The 18,309-nt window shown below is 62.7% G+C and carries 18 protein-coding genes; 7 read left to right on the top strand and 11 right to left on the bottom strand.

What is annotated here, in order from left to right; genetic code table 11:
* From ccoG to ccoN, 6 genes are read right to left on the bottom strand one after another with little or no spacing between them, the layout of a single operon-like run.
* Positions 1-1,398: a cytochrome c oxidase accessory protein CcoG gene (gene ccoG / locus J2T57_RS08845; protein WP_253476839.1), complete on the bottom strand. Its 1,398-nt coding sequence runs from the start codon at positions 1,396-1,398 to the stop codon at positions 1-3.
* Complete coding sequence (locus J2T57_RS08850) at positions 1,395-1,646, bottom strand: hypothetical protein (protein ID WP_253476841.1); 252 nt, start codon at positions 1,644-1,646, stop codon at positions 1,395-1,397. The genes ccoG and J2T57_RS08850 overlap by 4 nt, the downstream gene beginning before the upstream one ends.
* Positions 1,639-2,571 carry a cytochrome-c oxidase, cbb3-type subunit III gene (gene ccoP / locus J2T57_RS08855; RefSeq protein WP_253476842.1) on the bottom strand — a complete coding sequence of 311 codons (933 nt, stop codon included), beginning with the start codon at positions 2,569-2,571 and terminating at the stop codon, positions 1,639-1,641. The genes J2T57_RS08850 and ccoP overlap by 8 nt, the downstream gene beginning before the upstream one ends.
* Positions 2,564-2,743 (bottom strand): cbb3-type cytochrome oxidase subunit 3, encoded by a 180-nt coding sequence (locus tag J2T57_RS08860; RefSeq protein ID WP_253476844.1) that lies wholly within the window; start codon positions 2,741-2,743, stop codon positions 2,564-2,566. Before J2T57_RS08860 ends, ccoP begins: the two co-directional genes overlap by 8 nt.
* A 22-nt stretch (positions 2,744-2,765) precedes the next feature.
* Entirely contained in the window at positions 2,766-3,377 is a 612-nt protein-coding gene (ccoO, locus tag J2T57_RS08865; RefSeq protein ID WP_253476845.1) for a cytochrome-c oxidase, cbb3-type subunit II, read from the bottom strand.
* Positions 3,378-3,380: 3 nt separating this feature from the next.
* Positions 3,381-4,802: a cytochrome-c oxidase, cbb3-type subunit I gene (gene ccoN, locus J2T57_RS08870; RefSeq protein WP_253476846.1), complete on the bottom strand. Its 1,422-nt coding sequence runs from the start codon at positions 4,800-4,802 to the stop codon at positions 3,381-3,383.
* Positions 4,803-4,920: 118 nt separating this feature from the next.
* Between ccoN and J2T57_RS08875 the strand changes: the two genes are divergently transcribed.
* A complete protein-coding gene (locus J2T57_RS08875; protein ID WP_253476849.1) occupies positions 4,921-5,391 on the top strand; it encodes a GNAT family N-acetyltransferase in 471 nt (156 codons plus the stop codon).
* Between the two features lie 70 nt (positions 5,392-5,461).
* On the opposite strand, the gene J2T57_RS08880 is transcribed toward J2T57_RS08875, so the two are convergent.
* From J2T57_RS08880 to J2T57_RS08890, 3 genes are all read right to left on the bottom strand, one after another.
* Positions 5,462-6,898 carry an aminotransferase class V-fold PLP-dependent enzyme gene (locus tag J2T57_RS08880; protein WP_253476859.1) on the bottom strand — a complete coding sequence of 479 codons (1,437 nt, stop codon included), beginning with the start codon at positions 6,896-6,898 and terminating at the stop codon, positions 5,462-5,464.
* Positions 6,899-6,981: 83 nt separating this feature from the next.
* Positions 6,982-7,440, bottom strand: a complete 459-nt coding sequence (locus J2T57_RS08885) for a Rid family detoxifying hydrolase (RefSeq protein WP_253476862.1) — start codon at positions 7,438-7,440, stop codon at positions 6,982-6,984.
* Positions 7,441-7,779: 339 nt separating this feature from the next.
* Positions 7,780-8,055, bottom strand: coding sequence for an Lrp/AsnC family transcriptional regulator (locus J2T57_RS08890; protein ID WP_253476865.1), 276 nt, complete (start codon positions 8,053-8,055; stop codon positions 7,780-7,782).
* A 168-nt stretch (positions 8,056-8,223) separates the two neighbouring features.
* Here J2T57_RS08890 and J2T57_RS08895 point away from each other — a divergent pair, with 168 nt between their 5' ends.
* Positions 8,224-8,970 (top strand): MHYT domain-containing protein, encoded by a 747-nt coding sequence (locus J2T57_RS08895; protein WP_253476867.1) that lies wholly within the window; start codon positions 8,224-8,226, stop codon positions 8,968-8,970.
* A 12-nt stretch (positions 8,971-8,982) separates the two neighbouring features.
* On the opposite strand, the gene J2T57_RS08900 is transcribed toward J2T57_RS08895, so the two are convergent.
* Positions 8,983-9,540 carry a pseudouridine synthase gene (locus tag J2T57_RS08900; RefSeq protein ID WP_253476870.1) on the bottom strand — a complete coding sequence of 186 codons (558 nt, stop codon included), beginning with the start codon at positions 9,538-9,540 and terminating at the stop codon, positions 8,983-8,985.
* Between the two features lie 129 nt (positions 9,541-9,669).
* On the opposite strand from J2T57_RS08900, the gene J2T57_RS08905 reads away from it, so the two are divergent.
* From J2T57_RS08905 to J2T57_RS08925, 5 genes are read left to right on the top strand one after another with little or no spacing between them, the layout of a single operon-like run.
* Positions 9,670-11,250, top strand: coding sequence for an ABC transporter substrate-binding protein (locus J2T57_RS08905; RefSeq protein WP_253476873.1), 1,581 nt, complete (start codon positions 9,670-9,672; stop codon positions 11,248-11,250).
* Positions 11,251-11,299: 49 nt separating this feature from the next.
* Positions 11,300-12,280 (top strand): ABC transporter permease, encoded by a 981-nt coding sequence (locus J2T57_RS08910; protein ID WP_253476876.1) that lies wholly within the window; start codon positions 11,300-11,302, stop codon positions 12,278-12,280.
* The gene (locus J2T57_RS08915) at positions 12,277-13,248 is read left to right on the top strand and encodes an ABC transporter permease (protein WP_253476879.1); all 972 of its coding nucleotides are present in this window, start codon (positions 12,277-12,279) and stop codon (positions 13,246-13,248) included. The genes J2T57_RS08910 and J2T57_RS08915 overlap by 4 nt, the downstream gene beginning before the upstream one ends.
* Entirely contained in the window at positions 13,223-14,218 is a 996-nt protein-coding gene (locus tag J2T57_RS08920) for an ABC transporter ATP-binding protein (RefSeq protein WP_253476882.1), read from the top strand. The genes J2T57_RS08915 and J2T57_RS08920 overlap by 26 nt, the downstream gene beginning before the upstream one ends.
* Positions 14,215-15,249: an ABC transporter ATP-binding protein gene (locus tag J2T57_RS08925; protein WP_253476885.1), complete on the top strand. Its 1,035-nt coding sequence runs from the start codon at positions 14,215-14,217 to the stop codon at positions 15,247-15,249. The genes J2T57_RS08920 and J2T57_RS08925 overlap by 4 nt, the downstream gene beginning before the upstream one ends.
* Here J2T57_RS08925 and J2T57_RS22205 read toward each other — a convergent pair.
* Positions 15,195-18,287, bottom strand: a complete 3,093-nt coding sequence (locus J2T57_RS22205) for a sensor domain-containing protein (RefSeq protein ID WP_301289262.1) — start codon at positions 18,285-18,287, stop codon at positions 15,195-15,197. The genes J2T57_RS08925 and J2T57_RS22205 overlap by 55 nt on opposite strands.
* Positions 18,288-18,309: the final 22 nt, after the last annotated feature.

Here is an 18,309-nt window from a genome sequence, read left to right on the forward strand (position 1 = left end):
TCAGGGGCGTCCTTCTGCCGGGCCGTTGAAGCGGGCCGTGTTGACGGTGCGAATATCCGGGTTGTCGGTGGATTCCATGATCAGCCGGAACGGATTGCCGGCGCCGCTGACCGCATCCCGCGGCACTTGCACGCGGACAACGGCGGAATCGGTATCGCCGGGACCGACGCGAATCGGCTCGGATCGCGTCACCGCCTCAATGCCGGGGATGCCTTCCACTGTCAGCCGATACTCGTGGGCTACCCGGTCCTTGTTGAGTATGCGCACGGTGTAGACATTTTCGATGGTGTCCCAGTCCACTTCACGATAGACCACATTGCGGTCTGCCAGGACCTCCACAGTCAGCGGCATGCGCTGGGTCAGGCTGAACAGGACGCCGCCGATGAGCGCCAGCAGCAGCACGCCATAAATCAGCACACGGGGGCGCAGCACGCGGGCCGGCTTGCCCTCCATGGCGTTTTCCGTGGAGTAGCGGATCAGTCCTCGGGGGTAGCTCATCTGGTCCATGACGGTGTCACAGGCGTCGATGCAGGCGGCGCAGGCAATGCACTCGTATTGCAGCCCCTTGCGAATGTCGATGCCCGTCGGGCAGGCCTGTACGCAGAGATTGCAGTCGATGCAGTCGCCAAGCCCTTTCTCCCGCGGATCAACGCTGCGGGAGCGGCCGCCCCGGGGTTCCCCCCGCGTCTCGTCGTAGGAAATGATCAGCGTGTTCTTGTCGAACATCGCGCTCTGGAAGCGGGCGTAGGGGCACATGTAAATGCACACCTGCTCACGCAGAAAGCCGGCGTTTCCCCAGGTGGCAAAGCCGTAGAACAGCAACCAGAAGGTCTGCCACGGGCCGAGGCTGAGCGTTGCTACCGCCCCGGACAGTTCCGTGATGGGGGTGAAGTAGCCGACGAAGGTAAAGCCCGTGAACAGGGCGAAGACCACCCAGAGCACGTGCTTGCTGCCCCGTCGCAGGATCTTGCGCCGATTCCAGGGGGCCTTGTCGAGCTTGAGGCGTTGCTGACGGTTACCCTCGGTCCAGCGCTCCATCCAGATGAACGCCTCGGTCCAGACCGTTTGCGGGCAGGCGTAACCGCACCACAGGCGACCGGCCAGGGCTGTGAAGAAAAACAGGGACAGGGCTGCAATGATCAGCAGCAGGGCGAGGTACACGAAATCCTGGGGCCAGAAGGTCAGGCCAAAGATGTGGAACTGCCGCGCCGGCAGATCGAACAGCACCGCCTGGCGACCGTCCCAGCGCAGCCAGGGCAGGCCGTAGAAGATACCGAGCAGCACCACCACCGCCAGGTTACGCAGGTTCTGGAAGATGCCCTTGACCTCGCGGGGGTGGATCTTCTCCCGCGCGACGTACATGCCGGCATCTTCGCTGTGCACCTGCTCTTCGCTCATGGCCGGTCTCCCGGGCGCGTGTCGGTGAGCAGAAAAGTGATCAGGCTGGAAGCAAGCCCCACACCCCAGAACATGAAGAACCCCAGGGTGTAGCCTGCCATGCGGCTGATCTCCCAGTCCGGCAGGGTCTGCATGTGCAGGGTGGCCGGGTCGATGGCGGCGAAGAACACCACGGACGCCGCCGCAGCCGTCAGGAACGACGGCCACAGCGTCCCGCCAATGCTGCGATAGAGGCGTTCCCTATTCATCCGCGTTGTCCGCCGCAGCGTTCTCCCGTTCGTCCATCGACAGGCTGTAGACGTAGGCTGCGAGCAGGTGCACACGGTCTTCGCCGAGAAGATCCTTCTGCGCCGGCATGCGGCCGCGGCGGCCATCGCGGACCGACGTCCGGATTGCCTCAAGGCTGCCACCGTAGGTCCAGTTGCCGTCGGTGAGGTTGGGGGCTCCCATGGCGGTGTTGCCGCGTGCATCCGAACCGTGGCACGAGGCGCAAAGCGCCTGGAAGCGTTCGCGGCCACGGGTGACGAGATCCTCGGGTGCGCCGCGGCCGCTCAGGCTGAATACATAGGCTGAAACCTCGGTGACACCCTGCTCACCCAATGCCCGCCCCATGCCCGGCATGACGCCTGCACGCCCGTCGAGGATCGACTTGTAGATCTGCTCAGGCTCGCCGCCCCACTGCCAGTCATTGTTGGCAATGTTGGGGAAACCGATGCGGCCGCCCCCGTCGGCACCATGGCAGACGGCGCAGTTGTTGCCGAACAGGCGACGGCCGGTCTGCATTGCCTCGTCATGGGCGGCCAGGTCGGGGATGGACATCTCCGCGTATTGGGCGAAAAGCGGTGCCACCCGTTCCTCGACGGTGTCCACTTCCTCCTGCCAGGCGGTGTACTGCGACCAGCCCAGTACGCCCTTGAATCCGCCAAGACCCGGGTAGAGCACGAGGTAGATCAGCCCGAACACGATGGTGATATAGAACAGCCACAGCCACCACCGCGGCATGGGGTTGTTGTATTCCTGCAGGCCGTCCCATTCGTGCCCCGTGGTTTCATGGGATGCCGCCTCGCCGGGGCGTTTCTTCTCGGTCCAGCGGATCAGCCAGACACAGGCGAAGATGTTCGCCAGTGCGATGATCGTGATCCACAGGCTCCAGAAACTCCAGAAGCTACTCATTTCCGCGTCCCTCACTCTGCCTTGCAGGCTTGTCCCGGTTCTCTTCCAGGGGCAACTGAGCCGCCTCGTCGAAACTCTGCTTACGCTTGCCGCTGTAGGCCCAGAACACGATCCCGCCGAAGAGGATCATCAGGACCAGGGTGATCAGGCCGTAAAAGGTGTTCACATCCATTGCCAGAGATCTCCCCTCGCTGTCAGCGATTACGCTGAATGTTGGTTCCCAGGGACTGCAGGTAGGCGATCATCGCCTCCATTTCAGTCCGGCCATCGGTGGCCTCCACCGCTTCCTCGATCTGTTCGTCGGTGTAAGGCACGTTCAGCCAGCGCTGCTGAGCGCGCATGCGCCGGGCCACGGTCTCGCCGTTCAATGTGCGCTCGGCGAGCCAGGGGTAGCTGGGCATGTTGGATTCCGGTACCACGTCCCGCGGGTTGATGAGATGGATCTCGTGCCACAGATCGGTATAGCGGCCGCCTACCCGGGCCAGATCCGGCCCGGTGCGCTTCGAACCCCACTGGAAGGGTCGGTCATAGACGAATTCTCCGGCCAGCGAGTAGTGGCCGTAGCGCTCGGTCTCCGCACGGAAGGGGCGGATCATCTGCGAATGGCAGTTGTAGCAACCCTCCCGCACGTAGATGTCGCGCCCGGCGAACTCCAGTGGTCCGTAAGGCTCGATGCCCTCCAGCGGCTCGGTGGTCTCGGCGAGGAACAGCATGGGCACGATCTGCACCAGCCCCGCCACACTGATTACGGCGGCGATCAGCACTGCCATTAGCCCGATGTTCTTTTCAACGACTGAATGATTCATGGCTCAGGCCTCCTGCGCCGCGACGGTGGCGGTTTCCCGGGCTGGTGCGGTCCGGGTGGTCATCCAGACGTTCCACGCCATGATGAGCATGCCGGTGAAGAAGAGAATGCCGCCCAGCAGTCGCACCATGTAGTAGGGGTAGGTGGCCACCAGGGACTCGATGAAGGTGTAGGTCAGCGTCCCGTCCTCGTTGACCGCACGCCACATCAGCCCCTGCATGACCCCGGCGATCCACATGGCGGCGATGTAAAGCACCACGCCAATGGTGGCGATCCAGAAATGCAGCTCGATAGCCTTGACGCTGTGCATCTCTTCTCGGCCGTAGAGCTTGGGAATCAACGCATACATGGCGCCGAAGGTGATGAAGGCCACCCAGCCCAGGGCTCCGGCATGGACGTGGCCGATGGTCCAGTCGGTGTAGTGGGACAGGGCATTGACTGTCTTGATGGCCATCATCGGCCCTTCGAAGGTGGCCATGCCGTAGAACGACAGCGAGACGATCAGAAACTTCAGGATCGGATCGGTGCGCAGCTTATGCCAGGCTCCGGAGAGGGTCATGATGCCGTTGATCATGCCGCCCCAGCTGGGTGCCAGCAGGATGAGCGAGAACACCATGCCGAGGGACTGCGCCCACTCCGGCAGCGCCGTGTAGTGCAGGTGATGGGGTCCGGCCCACATGTAGATCGAGATCAGCGCCCAGAAGTGGACGATGGACAGGCGATAGGAGTAGATCGGCCGGTTGGCCTGCTTGGGTATGAAGTAGTACATCATCCCCAGGAAGCCGGCGGTGAGGAAAAAGCCCACCGCGTTATGGCCGTACCACCACTGCACCATGGCGTCCACGGCGCCGGAGTAGACCGGGTAGGAGTGGGTCAGCCCCACCGGAATGGCCAGGTTGTTGACGATGTGCAAAACCGCGACGGCGATGATGAATGCGCCGTAGAACCAGTTGGCCACGTAGATGTGTTTGACCCGGCGCTTGACGATGGTGCCGAAGAACACCACTGCGTAGGACACCCAGACCACCGCGATCAGCAGGGCGATGGGCCATTCGAGTTCGGCGTATTCCTTGCCCTGGGTGATACCCAGGGGCAGGGTGATGGCCGCCAGCACGATCACCGTTTGCCAGCCCCAGAAGGTGAAGGAGGCAAGCTTCGGTGCAAACAGCGATGTCTGGCAGGTGCGCTGCACAACCCAGTAGGCCGTTGCGAACAGGGCGCTTCCGCCAAAGGCGAAGATCACGGCGTTGGTGTGCAGCGGGCGCAGGCGCCCATAACTGAGCCAGGGCACGTCGAAGTTGAGCGCTGGCCAGATGAGCTGGGCGGCTATCAGCACGCCCACGCCCATGCCGACCACGCCCCAGACGACGGTCATGATTGCGAACTGGCGTACCACTTTTTCGTTGTACTTGATTGCAGAGTCCATGGAATCCTGTCCGTTTGCCGAGGAGGGATCACGCGTCAGCGGGTTCCATGGGGATTATCGGGGCGGGGGTTCATGCAGGATTTGACGTGGATCAACTGGCCAAACTGCAGGAGGTTTCATGTCGCGACTCAGAGTGGAAGCCGCTCATCTTGAAGACCCGGCGAATGCAGCCGGTGTGGTGAGCTGCCTGGATGCCTATGCCGCCAGCGACATGGGCCTGGGGCGGCCTTTGACTGCAGCCGTGAAGGCTGAGCTGATCCCCGGATTGCGCCGGACACCCGGTGCCGTGGTTTTTCTTGCGTGGTCTGGCGAGTTGGCGGTAGGCGTCGCCGTCTGCCTGATGGGCTACTCCACCTTCAACGCACGACCGCGGCTCAATGTCCATGATCTGGCGGTCATCCCGGCGCGGCAGGGGCAGGGGGTGGGCCGGGGGCTACTGGAAGCGGTGATCCGGCACGCTGAGGAACAGGGTTGTGTCGCCGTCACGCTTGAGGTGCGCACGGATAACGACCGGGCCATGGGCCTTTATCGTTCCATGGGCTTTGGCGATGGAGGTGAGCCCATGCTCTTCTGGAAAAAGGAGCTTTAGGGAGGCGCTTCAAAGATAAAAAAACCGTTGGCGGCAGGGCCGCCAACGGTGCTTGGGTCATGAGACAGGCTCAGCTCAGCTCGTTTGCCAACTGCCAGGCTGCATCCACGAACTGATCCACTTCCCGCTGGCTGTGCCAGAGGTGGGTGGAGACACGCAGCGGGAACTGATTCGGGATGCCGGGCACCGGGACACTGGTGTTCCGGACAATGAACCCGTAGTCGTTCGCCAGACGGCTCACGAAGTTGCCAGATTCCGACGAGTTGAAGTTCTTCGGGTTGACCTCTCCGTTACTGCTGATGAACGGGTTGAAGGCGGTGAGAGCCGAGAGCAGTTCCGGGTGGTCCGGGGCAACCAAGGCCTGACGACCCCAGCGGTCGGCGATGCTCTGCTTGAGGTGCCGGGACAGACCAAGGATGTAGTCCTCGATCTCCTGACGACCGATTTCGTCCCACATGTCGCAGGCATCCGCAAGTGCTTCCAGGGAGGGCCTGTTGCGGCTGCCGATGTTACACAATACGGCCGCCACGTCGAAGTTGGGCGTTGCGTTCAGCTCCACGCCTCGCACCCAGGAGGGACCGAATCCGGCGGAAGACACCGGGAAGAATGCGGGCAGGGGCAGCGGGTTGTTCGGCCCCACCCTGTTGCGCACGACCAGGATACCCGTGGCGCCCGGGCCGCACTGCCACTTGTGGCCGGCGCCGGACATGAAGTCCACACCCAGTGCGCCATAGTCGTAGTTCATCATGCCAGGCAGGTGGGCGCCGTCGCAGATGCTGATCAGGCCGTGCTGGATGGCCAGGTCCACCAGGCGGCGGATTGGCAGCATGGTGCCGGTCAGGAAGGTGGGGCTTGACCACACCAGGGCCCGCACGTTGCCGCCCTCGTTGATTTTGTCCTGGAAGAGCTGCACGATCTCCTCAGGTTGTACGTCAGGCCCGACCGGCAGTGATACGCGACGTATCTCGACGCCGTATTTGGCCGCGACCACGGCCATAGGCGAGTTACCGCCGGGATGCTCGTGGTTCGTGGTGACGATGACATCACCTTCCTTCCATGGAATACCCAGCACGGCGCTGCACATGCCGTCGGTGGTGTTATACGACAGGGCGCATTCGTCAGCGCCTACACCAAACCCTGGAGCAATGCGCTGCCGGATGTCGGCATAGTTCCCGTAGCCGTTCAGGGAGTTCCTGGCCTTCTCAATGTTGGCCTCGTTGTATGCCTGGACCACTTTGCGCGGCATGGAACCCGCGGTACCGATGTTCATGAACACCCGGGATCGATCCAGAATGAAGTCGCTGCGCCATGGACTCACGGCCGGGCCGCCGCCGCCGCCACGTTGGGCAGCATTGAGCAGACCCGGGTTGGCCAGCAGCGATCCATGGAATCCGGTGGCCGCCAGGGCGGTACCGGCACCGATCATCTGCAGGAATTTGCGACGAGCGGAATCATCGATCTGACCCTTGCTGGAAGAGCCAGAATTATTCTCGTGTTGGACTGTCATTAGTCGTGTCCCCAAACAAGTTGACGGGATTATCTTTTTAAACCCACCCTTGCCTTTCTTGTTTTGTATGTTTCACGCTGGTTTTAGTCGGAGATGTAGGCAACCACCGCGATTTCGATCAGCACATCCCGGGGCAGTCGGGCGACTTCCACCGTGGCGCGAGCCGGTGGGTCTGTGTGGAAGTATTCGCCATAAATGGCGTTCATTGCGCCGAAGTGGTTGAGGTCCTGAAGGAACACGTTGGACATCACGACGTCTTCGTAGCCGAGACCCCGGGACTCCAGCTTGGCACCAATGTAATCGAGGACGAGACGGGTCTGCTCTTCGATCGTATCTCCCTGAGTTGCATTGCCTTCCTTGTTGAGCGGTATGACGCCGGAAAGGAACAGCATGTTGCCGGCTTGTACCATCTGGGAGTAGGGACCCACAGCAGGGTAGAGAGCGTCGGTGGAGTGGATTTCCTTGGCTTGGGCCTGAGCGAAAATGGCAGTGGCGAGAACCGCTGCTGATACGACGGATAGGGCGAAAGGCGCAATTTTCATTATTGTCTCCTTAGGGTCTGCATTGTTGTCTTTATTTCCGTTTGATCCGTGCCCATTTTTTTCGGGCACAAACACTCCTCTGCGCAGAGTGTCAATTCTTGCAGGAGGGCGCTCCTTTTTGGGGCGCACCTAACTTATAGGTCAGCCGATGATCGGCGTCAACTTTTTGACGTTGACAATGCGTTGTCATCAGCAGGGCGCTACCAGCATCTGCGCGTAGCGTCGACTACTGTGCATTGATGCTGGTAGGGGCGCGCGCGGCGAAAGCTGTTTACGGCATGGGGCTAAAGGCTGGCAGGACCATTGGAATGGTTTGCGGTGTCGCTCATTCGGCCGTTCCTACAGCCCCACCGAAAACATGTTCTCCAGGTCATGGCGGGAGTGGGCCTGGAAAGCGATAAGTGTTTCCGTGTGTTCGATGCCTTCCAGGTGGGCCATCTGGCGGGTGACCAGATCTGCCAGTGACTCGGTGTCGCGAACACGGATCAGCGCGACCAGATCATAGCTTCCGCCCACTGAATAACACTCCGAAACGCCTTCGATGTCGGCGAGTTCCTGGGCAAGCTCGTTGATGCGCTTGCGATCGACAGTCATCAGAATGATGGCGGTAACCATGATGGGGCTCCTCAAGCGGCTGCGCATTGACTTCCCTGATCATACGGCCAGTGCCAGGGCCAACGCCATGTCCGCCCGGCATCATGGTTGTGACCCCGGTCACGCAGTTCAGATACGAATTACGTCAATCTTCTCGCCGCTACTCACCTTCCCTAACTCGAGGGCGTAATGCAAAACTCCCTGTCCGATTACAATCTCTGGCTGGTCGGCCTGTCGTTTCTGGTGAGCCTGTTTGGCGCCGGCACCGGCCTCCTGACCTCGCGACGGATCACGAAGGCCGACGGCAGCGTTCACCCCGGCTGGTTGGTTCTCTCCGCGGTGGTGCTCGGTGGCGGTGCGGTCTGGGCCATGCATTTCGTGGGGATGCTCGCTTATCGTCCCGACATTCCCATTACCTACGATTTGAACCTGACCCTGATGTCGCTGGTAGTGCCTGTCGCGTTGTTCGGGCTGGGCCTCTGGGTCACTAGCCGGAATCCGGAGTCCGTCCTTGCGCTGCTCACGGCCGGGAGCATCCTCGGGTTGGGTGTGGCGGCGATGCACTATATGGGCATGGCGGCGATCCGCTCCGAGGCGGTGATCGGCCACGACCACACGCTGATGGCGGTTTCCGTGGTGATTGCGCTGGTGGCGGCGTGCGTCGCGCTGTTCATCTTGCAGCGGGCGCGGGGCATGCTGCGCGCCGCCAGCGCCCCGGTGCTGGCAGTTGCGGTATGCGGGATGCACTACACGGGTATGGCGGCCATGCGGCTTGAGCCCGGTGTAGGCCAGCCGGATTATTTCACGGGCGCCGTGACCGGGCCGCAGATGCTGCTCCTCGTGGTGCTGGCTGTGACACTGATCTACGTGGTGAGTCTGTCCCTGGTCTGGGGGCAGGAAATGCGCGATCTCCGCCGCGAAGCCACCGCCGGCTGACGGCGCGCTTGCCTAGAGCCTGATCTCCCGGCACTCGCCGGGCGCCAGCCCGTCCAGCGTCCAGGACCCCACCCGGTAGCGAATCAGCCGCAGGGTGGGGTGGCCCACCGCCGCGGTCATGCGCCGTACCTGCCGGTTGCGACCCTCGGTGATGGTCAGTTCCAGCCAGCAGGTCGGGATGCTGGCCCGATAGCGAATCGGCGGGTTCCTCGGCCACAGGCCCGGTGGCTCGTCCATCAGCCGGGCCTTCGCCGGCCGGGTCAGGCCATCCTTCAGTTCCACGCCCTGGCGCAGGCGCTCCAGCGCCGGGTCCGTCGGTTCTCCCTCCACCTGCACCCAGTAGGACTTGCTCACCTTGTGCCGCGGGTCGGCCAGGCGATGGATCAGAGCGCCGTCGTTGGTCAGCACCAGCAGCCCTTCGCTGTCCCGATCGAGCCGGCCGGCGGGGTAGCATTCCCGCTTCTGCACGAAGTCCGCCAGGGTGGTGCGGCCACGGTCGTCCGTGAACTGCGAGAGCACGTTGTAGGGCTTGTTCAGCAGTATGACGAGGCGGTGATCCGGGGCGTTCAATGTACCTCCACAATTGAAGCATTGTGCCTTTCGCCGATGCGGGCTACGTTTGAAGTCGAGGGTGCGGCAAGGAGCCCCTCACGACAAGGATCCCGGTCTCGCCGGGCAGCCAGTTTGGGAGGACGAAGAATGATCAGGCTCGTGTGTGTGATAGCGGTGGCCTCGACGGTGGGTGTGGTGTCGAGCCTCAGCGCCGAGACCGTCCGATGGACCCGCTCCGGCGATAGCCTCACCCTCGATCCACATTCCCAGAACGAGCAACCCACCCACGCAGTTTCCCACCAGATACATGACGCGCTGCTCTACCAGGACATGGATCTGGAGATCCAGCCGGGCCTGGCCACTGACTGGCAGGTGTCCGAAGACGATCCCAGTGTCTGGGTTTTCCACGTCCGCGAGGGTGTCCGCTTTCACCAGGGGCAGGCGCTGACCGCCGACGACGTGGAGTTCTCCATCAACCGGGCCCGCCACGAGAACTCCGACATGCGGGGCCTGCTGGCTTCCATCGTCGATGTCCGGGCCACCGGCGATTACACGGTGGAAATCGAGACCGACGGCCCCAACCCGCTGCTTCCCAACAACTTTACCAACCTGTTCATCATGAGCCGCGAATGGGCGGAAGAGCATGGCGTGGAGGTGCCCACCAATTATGCGGCCGGCGAGGAGAGCCACGCCGTGCGCAACGCCAATGGCACCGGCCCATTCCGCCTGGAGAGCCGGGAGCCCGACGTGCGCACCGTGCTGGTACGCAATGACGACTACTGGGGCCGGGATCACTACCCCATGGAAGTCTCGCGCATCGTCTCCACCCCCATCGAATCGGCGGCGACGCGGGTTGCAGCACTGCTCTCCGGCGAGGTGGATCTGCTGCAGGAAGCCCCGGTGCAGGACATACAGCGCCTGTCCCAGGCTGATGGCATCAAGATCGAACAGGGCCCGGAGAATCGCACCATCTTCCTGGGCATGGATGTGGCCAGCCAGAATCTGCGTAGCGCCGATGTTGACGGCAATCCATTCGCCGATCACCGGGTCCGGGAAGCCATGAATATCGCCATCGACCGGGAGGCCATCCAGCGCTCGGTGATGCGGGGCAACTCGCAACCCGCCGGCGTCATCGCGCCGCCGTTCGTCTACGGCTATTCCGAAGAGCTTGATCAGCTGCCCAGGGTTGATCAGGAGCGTGCCCGCGAGTTGCTGGCCGAGGCGGGCTACCCGGACGGTTTCCGTGTCTCGCTGCATTGCCCGAATGACCGCTACGTCAATGACGAGCAGATCTGTCAGGCGGTGGTCGGCATGTTGGGGCGGATCGGCATCAATATCGACCTGGTATCCCAGACCCGGTCGGTGCACTTTGCTGAACTTGCCCGGCAAGAGTACGACTTCTACATGCTGGGCTGGGGCGTGCCGCCCATGGATTCGGAGTACATCTTCAACTACCTCTACCACACCAAGCAGGACAACCTCGGTACCTGGAATTTCACCGGGTTCTCCAACGAGCGTGTGGACGAATTGACCCGCGCCATGGCCCGGGTGACTGACGAGGAGGAACGTGAAGCCGTGGTCAACGAAGCATGGGAAATCGTGCACGGCGAGATCATCTACCTGCCGCTGCATCACCAGATGCTGACCTGGGCCATGCGGGAAGACATCGACTTCCAGGTGCAAAGCGAGAACACACCGCACTTCAAATACTTGCGGTTTATCCGATAGGTTGGACGCCGCCATGGACGGCGGCCCGACAGACTGATCCGGACGGTCCATGCTCGCATTCATCATTCAGCGAACGCTGCAGGCGGTGTTCGTCATGCTTGTGGTGGCGCTGATTGCCTTCTCCCTGTTCTATTACGTGGGCGACCCGGTGCTCAACATGCTGGGTCAGGAGGCCACCGAGACTGATCGGGCGCAGTTGCGTGAGCGCCTGGGCCTCAACGATCCGGCGATCATCCAGTTCATGCGATTCGTGGGTAATGCCGCGCAGTTCGAGTTCGGCATCTCCTACCGGTCGGCGCGGCCGGTTACCGACATGATCATGGAGCGACTGCCGGCGACGCTTGAGCTGGCCATCATTTCCGCCATTTTTGCCGTGGTGCTGGGCATTGCCCTTGGGGTCTACACGGCCCTGTACCGCCGCAGCTGGTTGTCCCGTGTTGTGATGACCGTCTCGCTGATCGGTGTCTCCCTGCCCACGTTCCTCATCGGCATCCTGTTGATCTACCTGTTTGCCGTCGAACTGGGCTGGCTGCCGGCATTCGGCCGTGGTGAAGTGGTGCGCATCGGTGACTGGTGGACCACGGGGCTGCTGACCCAGAGCGGTCTGCGCTCACTGATATTGCCGGCAATCACCCTGGGCCTGTTCCAGCTAACCCTGATCATGCGACTGGTCCGGGCGGAGATGCTGGAGGTGATGCGCACCGACTACATCAAGTTTGCCCGGGCCCGTGGGCTCACCCGGCGGGTGGTCAACCTGCAGCATGCCCTCAAGAACACGCTGATCCCGGTGATCACCATCATCGGTCTGCAACTGGGCACCATCATTGCCTTCGCCATCATCACCGAGACGGTATTCCAGTGGCCGGGTGTGGGGGCTCTGTTCATCACTGCCGTGCGCTTCGTGGATATTCCCGTCATGTCCGCCTACCTGTTGCTGATCGCCCTGGTATTCGTGGTGATCAATCTGGTGGTGGACCTGCTGTACTACGCCGTGGATCCGCGGCTGCGCGTTCGGGGAGGTAGCCGATGAGTACCGTCGGCAGTCGCGAGGAGCAGGAGCTGCGGGCAGCCGAGACGCAGCGCCCAGGCCTGTTGCGGCGTATGCTGGCCAGCGATGTGTTCTACTCCTATCGGCGTCAGCCGGTGGTTATCGTCGCGAGCCTACTGACCCTCATCATGTTTGCCGGTGCGCTGTTTGCACCCTGGATTGCTCCACAGAACCCGTTCAACCCGGCGGAGCTGGAGTTGATCGACGCCTTTACCGAACCGTTCAGTACCTCGGATTTCACCGGCAACTACTATCTGCTCGGCACCGACAGCCAGGGCCGGGACGTGTTCTCGGCCATCCTCTATGGCTCGCGGATCTCGTTGCTGGTGGGTTTCTCGGCGGTGCTGTTTGCCTTGCTGATGGGCACGGGGCTTGGGCTCTATGCCGGGTATCGGGGCGGCTGGCCGGATGCACTGATCATGCGCATTGCCGATGTTCAGCTCACGTTCCCCTCCATACTCATGGCGCTGCTCATCTTCGGTGTGATTCGCGGCATCCTGCCGCGATCCATGCACCAGGAGGCGGCGATCATTGTCCTGATTGTCGCCATTGGCCTGTCCGACTGGGTGCAGTACGCGCGGGCGGTGCGCGGTGCGACGATGGTGGAGAAGGGCAAGGAATACATTCAGGCGGCCCGGGTCATCGGCCTGCCGCCGCGGATCATCCTGATTCGCCACCTGCTGCCCAATGTGCTGCGGCCGGTGCTGGTGATTGGCACCATTGGCCTGGCGCTGGCCATCATCGCCGAGGCGACCCTGTCTTTCCTTGGTGTGGGCATGCCGCCTACCCAACCCAGCCTGGGCACGCTGATTCGCGTCGGCCAGGACTACATGTTCTCCGGTGAGTGGTGGATTCTGCTCTTTCCCGGCCTGGCGCTGCTCATACTGGCGCTTTCGGTCAATCTGCTAGGCGATTGGTTGCGCGATGTCCTCAACCCGAAACTCCGCTGATCAGGCGCTATTGTCGGTGCGCAACCTGCGGGTGGAGTTTCCGACCCGCCATGGCACCCTGGTGGCGCTTGATGACGTGTCCTTCGACATCGCACCCGGCGAAGTCCTGGGGGTGGTGGGGGAGTCCGGCGCCGGCAAATCCATGACCGGCAACGCCGTGATTCGCTTGCTGGAGCCGCCCGGGCGCATTGCCGGCGGTGAGATCAGGCTGCGCGGCGAACGCATCGACGATCTGCCGGAAAGTGCATTCCGTCGCTTGCGTGGACGGCGTATCGGCATGATCTTCCAGGACCCGCTGACCAGTCTGAATCCGCTGTTCGCCATCGGCGACCAGATCGTCGAGACCATCCGCGCGCATCTGCCGCTCACCGAGAAGCAGGCCCGGGCCCGGGCGCTGGCGTTGCTGAAAGAGGTGGGTATTCCGGCGGCGGAGAACCGCATCAATGCCTATCCCCATGAGTTCTCCGGTGGCATGCGTCAACGGGTGGTTATTGCCCTGGCGTTGGCCGCCGAGCCGGAGCTGGTGATCGCCGATGAGCCCACCACGGCGCTGGATGTCTCCGTACAGGCACAGATCCTGGCCTTGTTGAAGCGACTCTGCGCCGATCATGGCACCGCCGTGATGCTGGTGACCCACGACATGGGGGTGATCGCGGAGACCGCCGACCGGGTCGCCGTGATGTACGCCGGACGCCTGGCCGAGATCGGTCCGGTGGATGCGGTTATCCGTGAACCGCGCCACCCCTACACCCAGGGCCTGATGGAGTCGATTCCGTCCATGCACGAGACCCGTCAGCGCTTGCACCAGATCAACGGGTCCATGCCCAGGCTGGCGGCCATACCCGCAGGCTGTGCGTTCAATCCACGATGCCCCCGGGTCATGGAGCGCTGTCGCCGTGAGGTGCCAGGGCTGCGTCAGGCTGGCACATCGCGGGCGGCATGCTGGCTGTATCAGGGGGATGTCCCGTGAGCGCGCAGGAACTGTTGCGGGCCGAGGGTATCGCGCGTCATTTCGACGTCTCCCGCCCCTGGCTGAACCGCGTGCTGGAGCGGCAGCCCCGACTCATGCTGCGGGCCGTGGATGGGGTGAACCTGTCCATCCGCCGCGGTGAGACCGTGGCGCTGGTGGGGGAGTCCGGCTGTGGCAAGTCCACGGTGGCGCGACTGATCGTGGGCTTGTACGGGCTCACTGCCGGCAAGCTGTTTTTCGACGGCAACGACATCACCGGGCTCAGCCGCCTCAGCGGTCGGCGCGCCGCTGCCATCCGGCGCCGCTTCCAGATGATCTTCCAGGACCCTTACGCCAGCCTGAACCCCTTGTGGCGGGTGAGTTCCATCATTGCCGAACCGCTGAAGTTCTTCGACATCGAGACCTCCGCTGCAGGGCGTCGCCGCCGGGTTGGTGAGTTGCTTGAACAGGTAGGGCTCAGTGCCGCGGACGGGGCACGATATCCCCACGAGTTCTCCGGTGGCCAGCGCCAGCGCATCTCCATTGCACGGGCGCTGGCCAACGAGCCGGAGTTCCTGATTTGCGATGAGCCTACCTCGGCACTGGATGTCTCCGTGCAGGCGCAGATTCTGAACCTCATGAGCGATCTGCAGGAACGCCATGGTTTGACCTACCTGTTCATCAGCCATGACATGGCGGTGGTCAAGCACATGGCCGACCGGATCGCGGTGATGTACCTGGGGCGTATCGCAGAGATCGCATCGCGGGAAAAGCTGTTCCAGACTCCCCGGCATCCCTACACACGCATGCTGCTCACAGCCGTCCCCTCATTGACCAAGCGGGATCGGACACGCACGGGGATCGAGGGCGAGGTGCCCAATCCCGTCAATCCGCCATCCGGCTGCAGTTTTCACCCGCGCTGCCCGTTCGCCAACGAGCGTTGCCGTCGCGAATTGCCTGAGCTCAGGTCGGTAGCCGGTGGTGGGGAGGTCGCCTGTCATGGGGTCGAGGAAGGGCGGATCGGCGCTGTGAGTGAATCCGTGACTTCTTGAGAGCACTGGTCGGCCAGCTGATCCTGCAGAAACTCATGCAGTGGCTTCGGCATGCCGTAGAGGTAGCCCTGGAAGTAGCGACAGCCCCGTTCCAGCAGAAAGTCCCTGTGCGCGGGCGTTTCCACACCCTCGCCCACGACCTGCAGGCCAAGATGCCGGGCGACGGAAAGAATGCCCTCCACCAAGGCCGCGTCGTTGGCATCCGTGGGTGCATCCTGCACGAAGGTGCGATCAATCTTCAGTTCATGCAGGGGCAGGCGTTTCAGGTAGGCCAGCGACGAATACCCCGTGCCGAAGTCGTCCACGGAAAAGCGCACGCCCAGGGTCGACAGTTCCGCCATCTTGGCAGCCGTATCAACGATGTCCTCGATCACCAGAGACTCCGTGACCTCCAGCACCAGCAACTCGGGGTCGGCGCCGCTTGCCTCCAGCCAGTGTTTGATGCCGGATACCAGTTCGGGCTGGCGGAACTGCCGTGGGCTGATGTTCACCGCCAGGCGGAGACGCTGGCCGTGATCGGTCAGTGTGCGTGAGAGCTGCGCCGCCTGCCCCAGCACCCAGTCGCCGATCTTGATAATGAGGCCGGACTGCTCGGCCACGGGGATGAAGGCGGCGGGTGAGATGAGTCCTCTCTCCGGATGGCGCCAGCGCAGCAACAACTCCGCACCGATGCGCACGCCGTTATGATCCACCTGGGGCTGCAACCAGACCTCAAGCTCATTGCGTGCAATCGCATGGCGCAGGTCCCCTTCCAGGGCAAACCGGTCCTGGGCGGCCTCGCGCATGGCCGGCACAAAAGCGGTCACGCCATCGCGACCCAGTTGCTTGGCGCGATACATGGCGGTGTCCGCCTCGCGGAGCAACTCATCGACCCGGTCATCGGGTTTGGGAAAGGTGGTGTAGCCCACGCTTGCCCCGAGGTGATAGTTGAGATCGCCGATGCGGAAGGGTGTGCTGAGTGTCTGCCGCAGCTTGTCGGCCACTTGTCGTGCCTGGACACTGGCCTGGCAGCTCTCATCCGCAAGGTTTACCAACACGATGACGAATTCATCGCCACCGAGGCGGGCCACGGTGTCCTGACGCCGTAACTCTGCCTGCAAACGCGCCGCGACGGCGATCAGCAGGTCATCACCCACCGCATGACCGCGGGCATCGTTGAGCTGCTTGAAGTGATCCAGGTCAATGAACAGCACGGCACCGTAGTTGCCGCTACGCCGGGCGGCATCCAGTGCCTGGCCGAGCCGGTCCTGCAGTAATCGGCGGTTCGGGAGAGCGGTAAGCGGGTCGAAAAAGGCGAGTTTGCGGATCTCGCTCTCCGCCTGCTTCCGGGCACTGATGTCCTCGCCGACAACCACCAGCTGCAGTAGATGACCATTGTCATCCCGAATCGGGGTGAGGGTGACGGACTCCCAGTACTGCTGACCGTTCTTGCGGTGGGCCTGGTACTCGCCCTGCCATTCTGCAAAGTTGCGAAAGGCGTCAGCGCAGGTGTCGTTCTCGGCATGGCCGAATCGCTGAACGATCAGCGTTTGCATTGGCCGGCCGACCACGTCGGCGCTGGTGAAGCCGGTTACATCTTCGAACTGCTTGTTGATGTAGCGGACGATGCCGTCGCCATCGGTAATCAGAATGTGGCTGGAACTCTGATCCACGGCCCTGGACAGCGAGCGCAGCGTGTCCTGATCCCGCCGGCGCTCAACGATCAGGCTGGCCATGGAGGTGGCGAATTCGATGAGATCGAATTCGCGCTCGCCCGGTGCTCCAAAGGACTCCGGGTAAATCGCAAAGGTGCCCAGCAGCTCGCCGCCGGAGTCGAAGAATGGCGTTGACCAGCAGCCGTGGAGCCAATCGAAGCCGGCCACCTTGTGTCGCACACCCTGCCACAGCGGATCGGTTCGAATGTCCGTGACGATCACCGATTCCCGCCGCGCCGCTGCTGTGCCGCAGGAGCCCGACCCCTCGCCGATGGGTGTGCCGTCAACCAGTTGGTTGTAGGTGGGGGGCAGGCTCGGAGCCGCCCCCTGACGCAGGATGCCCTGGGCGTTGTCCGCCAGCAGGACGCTGCAGCGGATTCCCGGGGACTGTGCCTCCATGAACAGCAGCATTTCTTCCAGCAGGTGGGTCAGGGGCTGGTCGGTGGAAATCCGCTCCAGGAGTCGGGCCTGGGCCTGATGCCGTTGCTCCAGGCGTTTGCGCTCTGATATATCCCGGGCAATACCCTCAATGGCTTCCGGCAGGCCATCGGCACCCTCTACAAGGCTATCGCTGAGCTCCAGCCAGACCAGATGGCCGTCGCGATGAAAGCAGCGGATCACCAGGGGATCGCCCATGCCAGAGGCCCGCTGCAGGTGCCGCTCCAGCATGGCCCTGTCGTCGGCGTGGGTCATCCGGAATACGAGGTTGGGATCAGCAGCGTAGTCGGCCGCTATGTAACCCAGCATCCGTTCGACAGCGGGGCTGATGTATTCCACATGGCCTCGCTTGCGGAGGCTGAAGCGGTAGATGATGTCCGGCGCGTTTTCCGCCAGGCGCCGGAAGCGTGCCTCGCTGTCGCGCAGCGCAGTTTCGGTGCGTTTCTGCTCCGTGATATCGCGGCCCACTGAGACGATTTCGCAGGGTCGACCTGCTTGATCCCGCACCGCGTTGGCTGACCAGGCAAACCAGCGCCAGCCGTCGCAAGTCTTGCCTCGCTGCTCCAGGTAGACCCGGAAAGGCGGCTCAAGGATCTGCTCCATGGCGCGGAGCGTGGACTCGCGATCCTCCTCATGGACAAGCGGCATGAAGGGCTTGCCCAGCAAGTCCGCCTCGGCAAGACCAAACGTGCGGCAGTAAGACGGGCTTGCGAACAGGTAGTTGCCTTGCAGATCGACCTTTAGGACAAGTTCGTTCTGGTTGGTTACCAGCAGACGGTACTTTTCTTCGCTGTCCCGCAGGCGCCGCTCGACGTCCGCCCAGTCAGCGGACGTTGCCGCTGTTGCGCACCATGGGTCGGCGGCGACCGTCCTGGAACGGAGCCCCTTGTCGCCTTTATCGGCCATGCCTGTCCTCGAACTCGCCTGC

This window comes from Natronocella acetinitrilica (assembly GCF_024170285.1).
GTDB lineage: Bacteria > Pseudomonadota > Gammaproteobacteria > Nitrococcales > Aquisalimonadaceae > Natronocella > Natronocella acetinitrilica.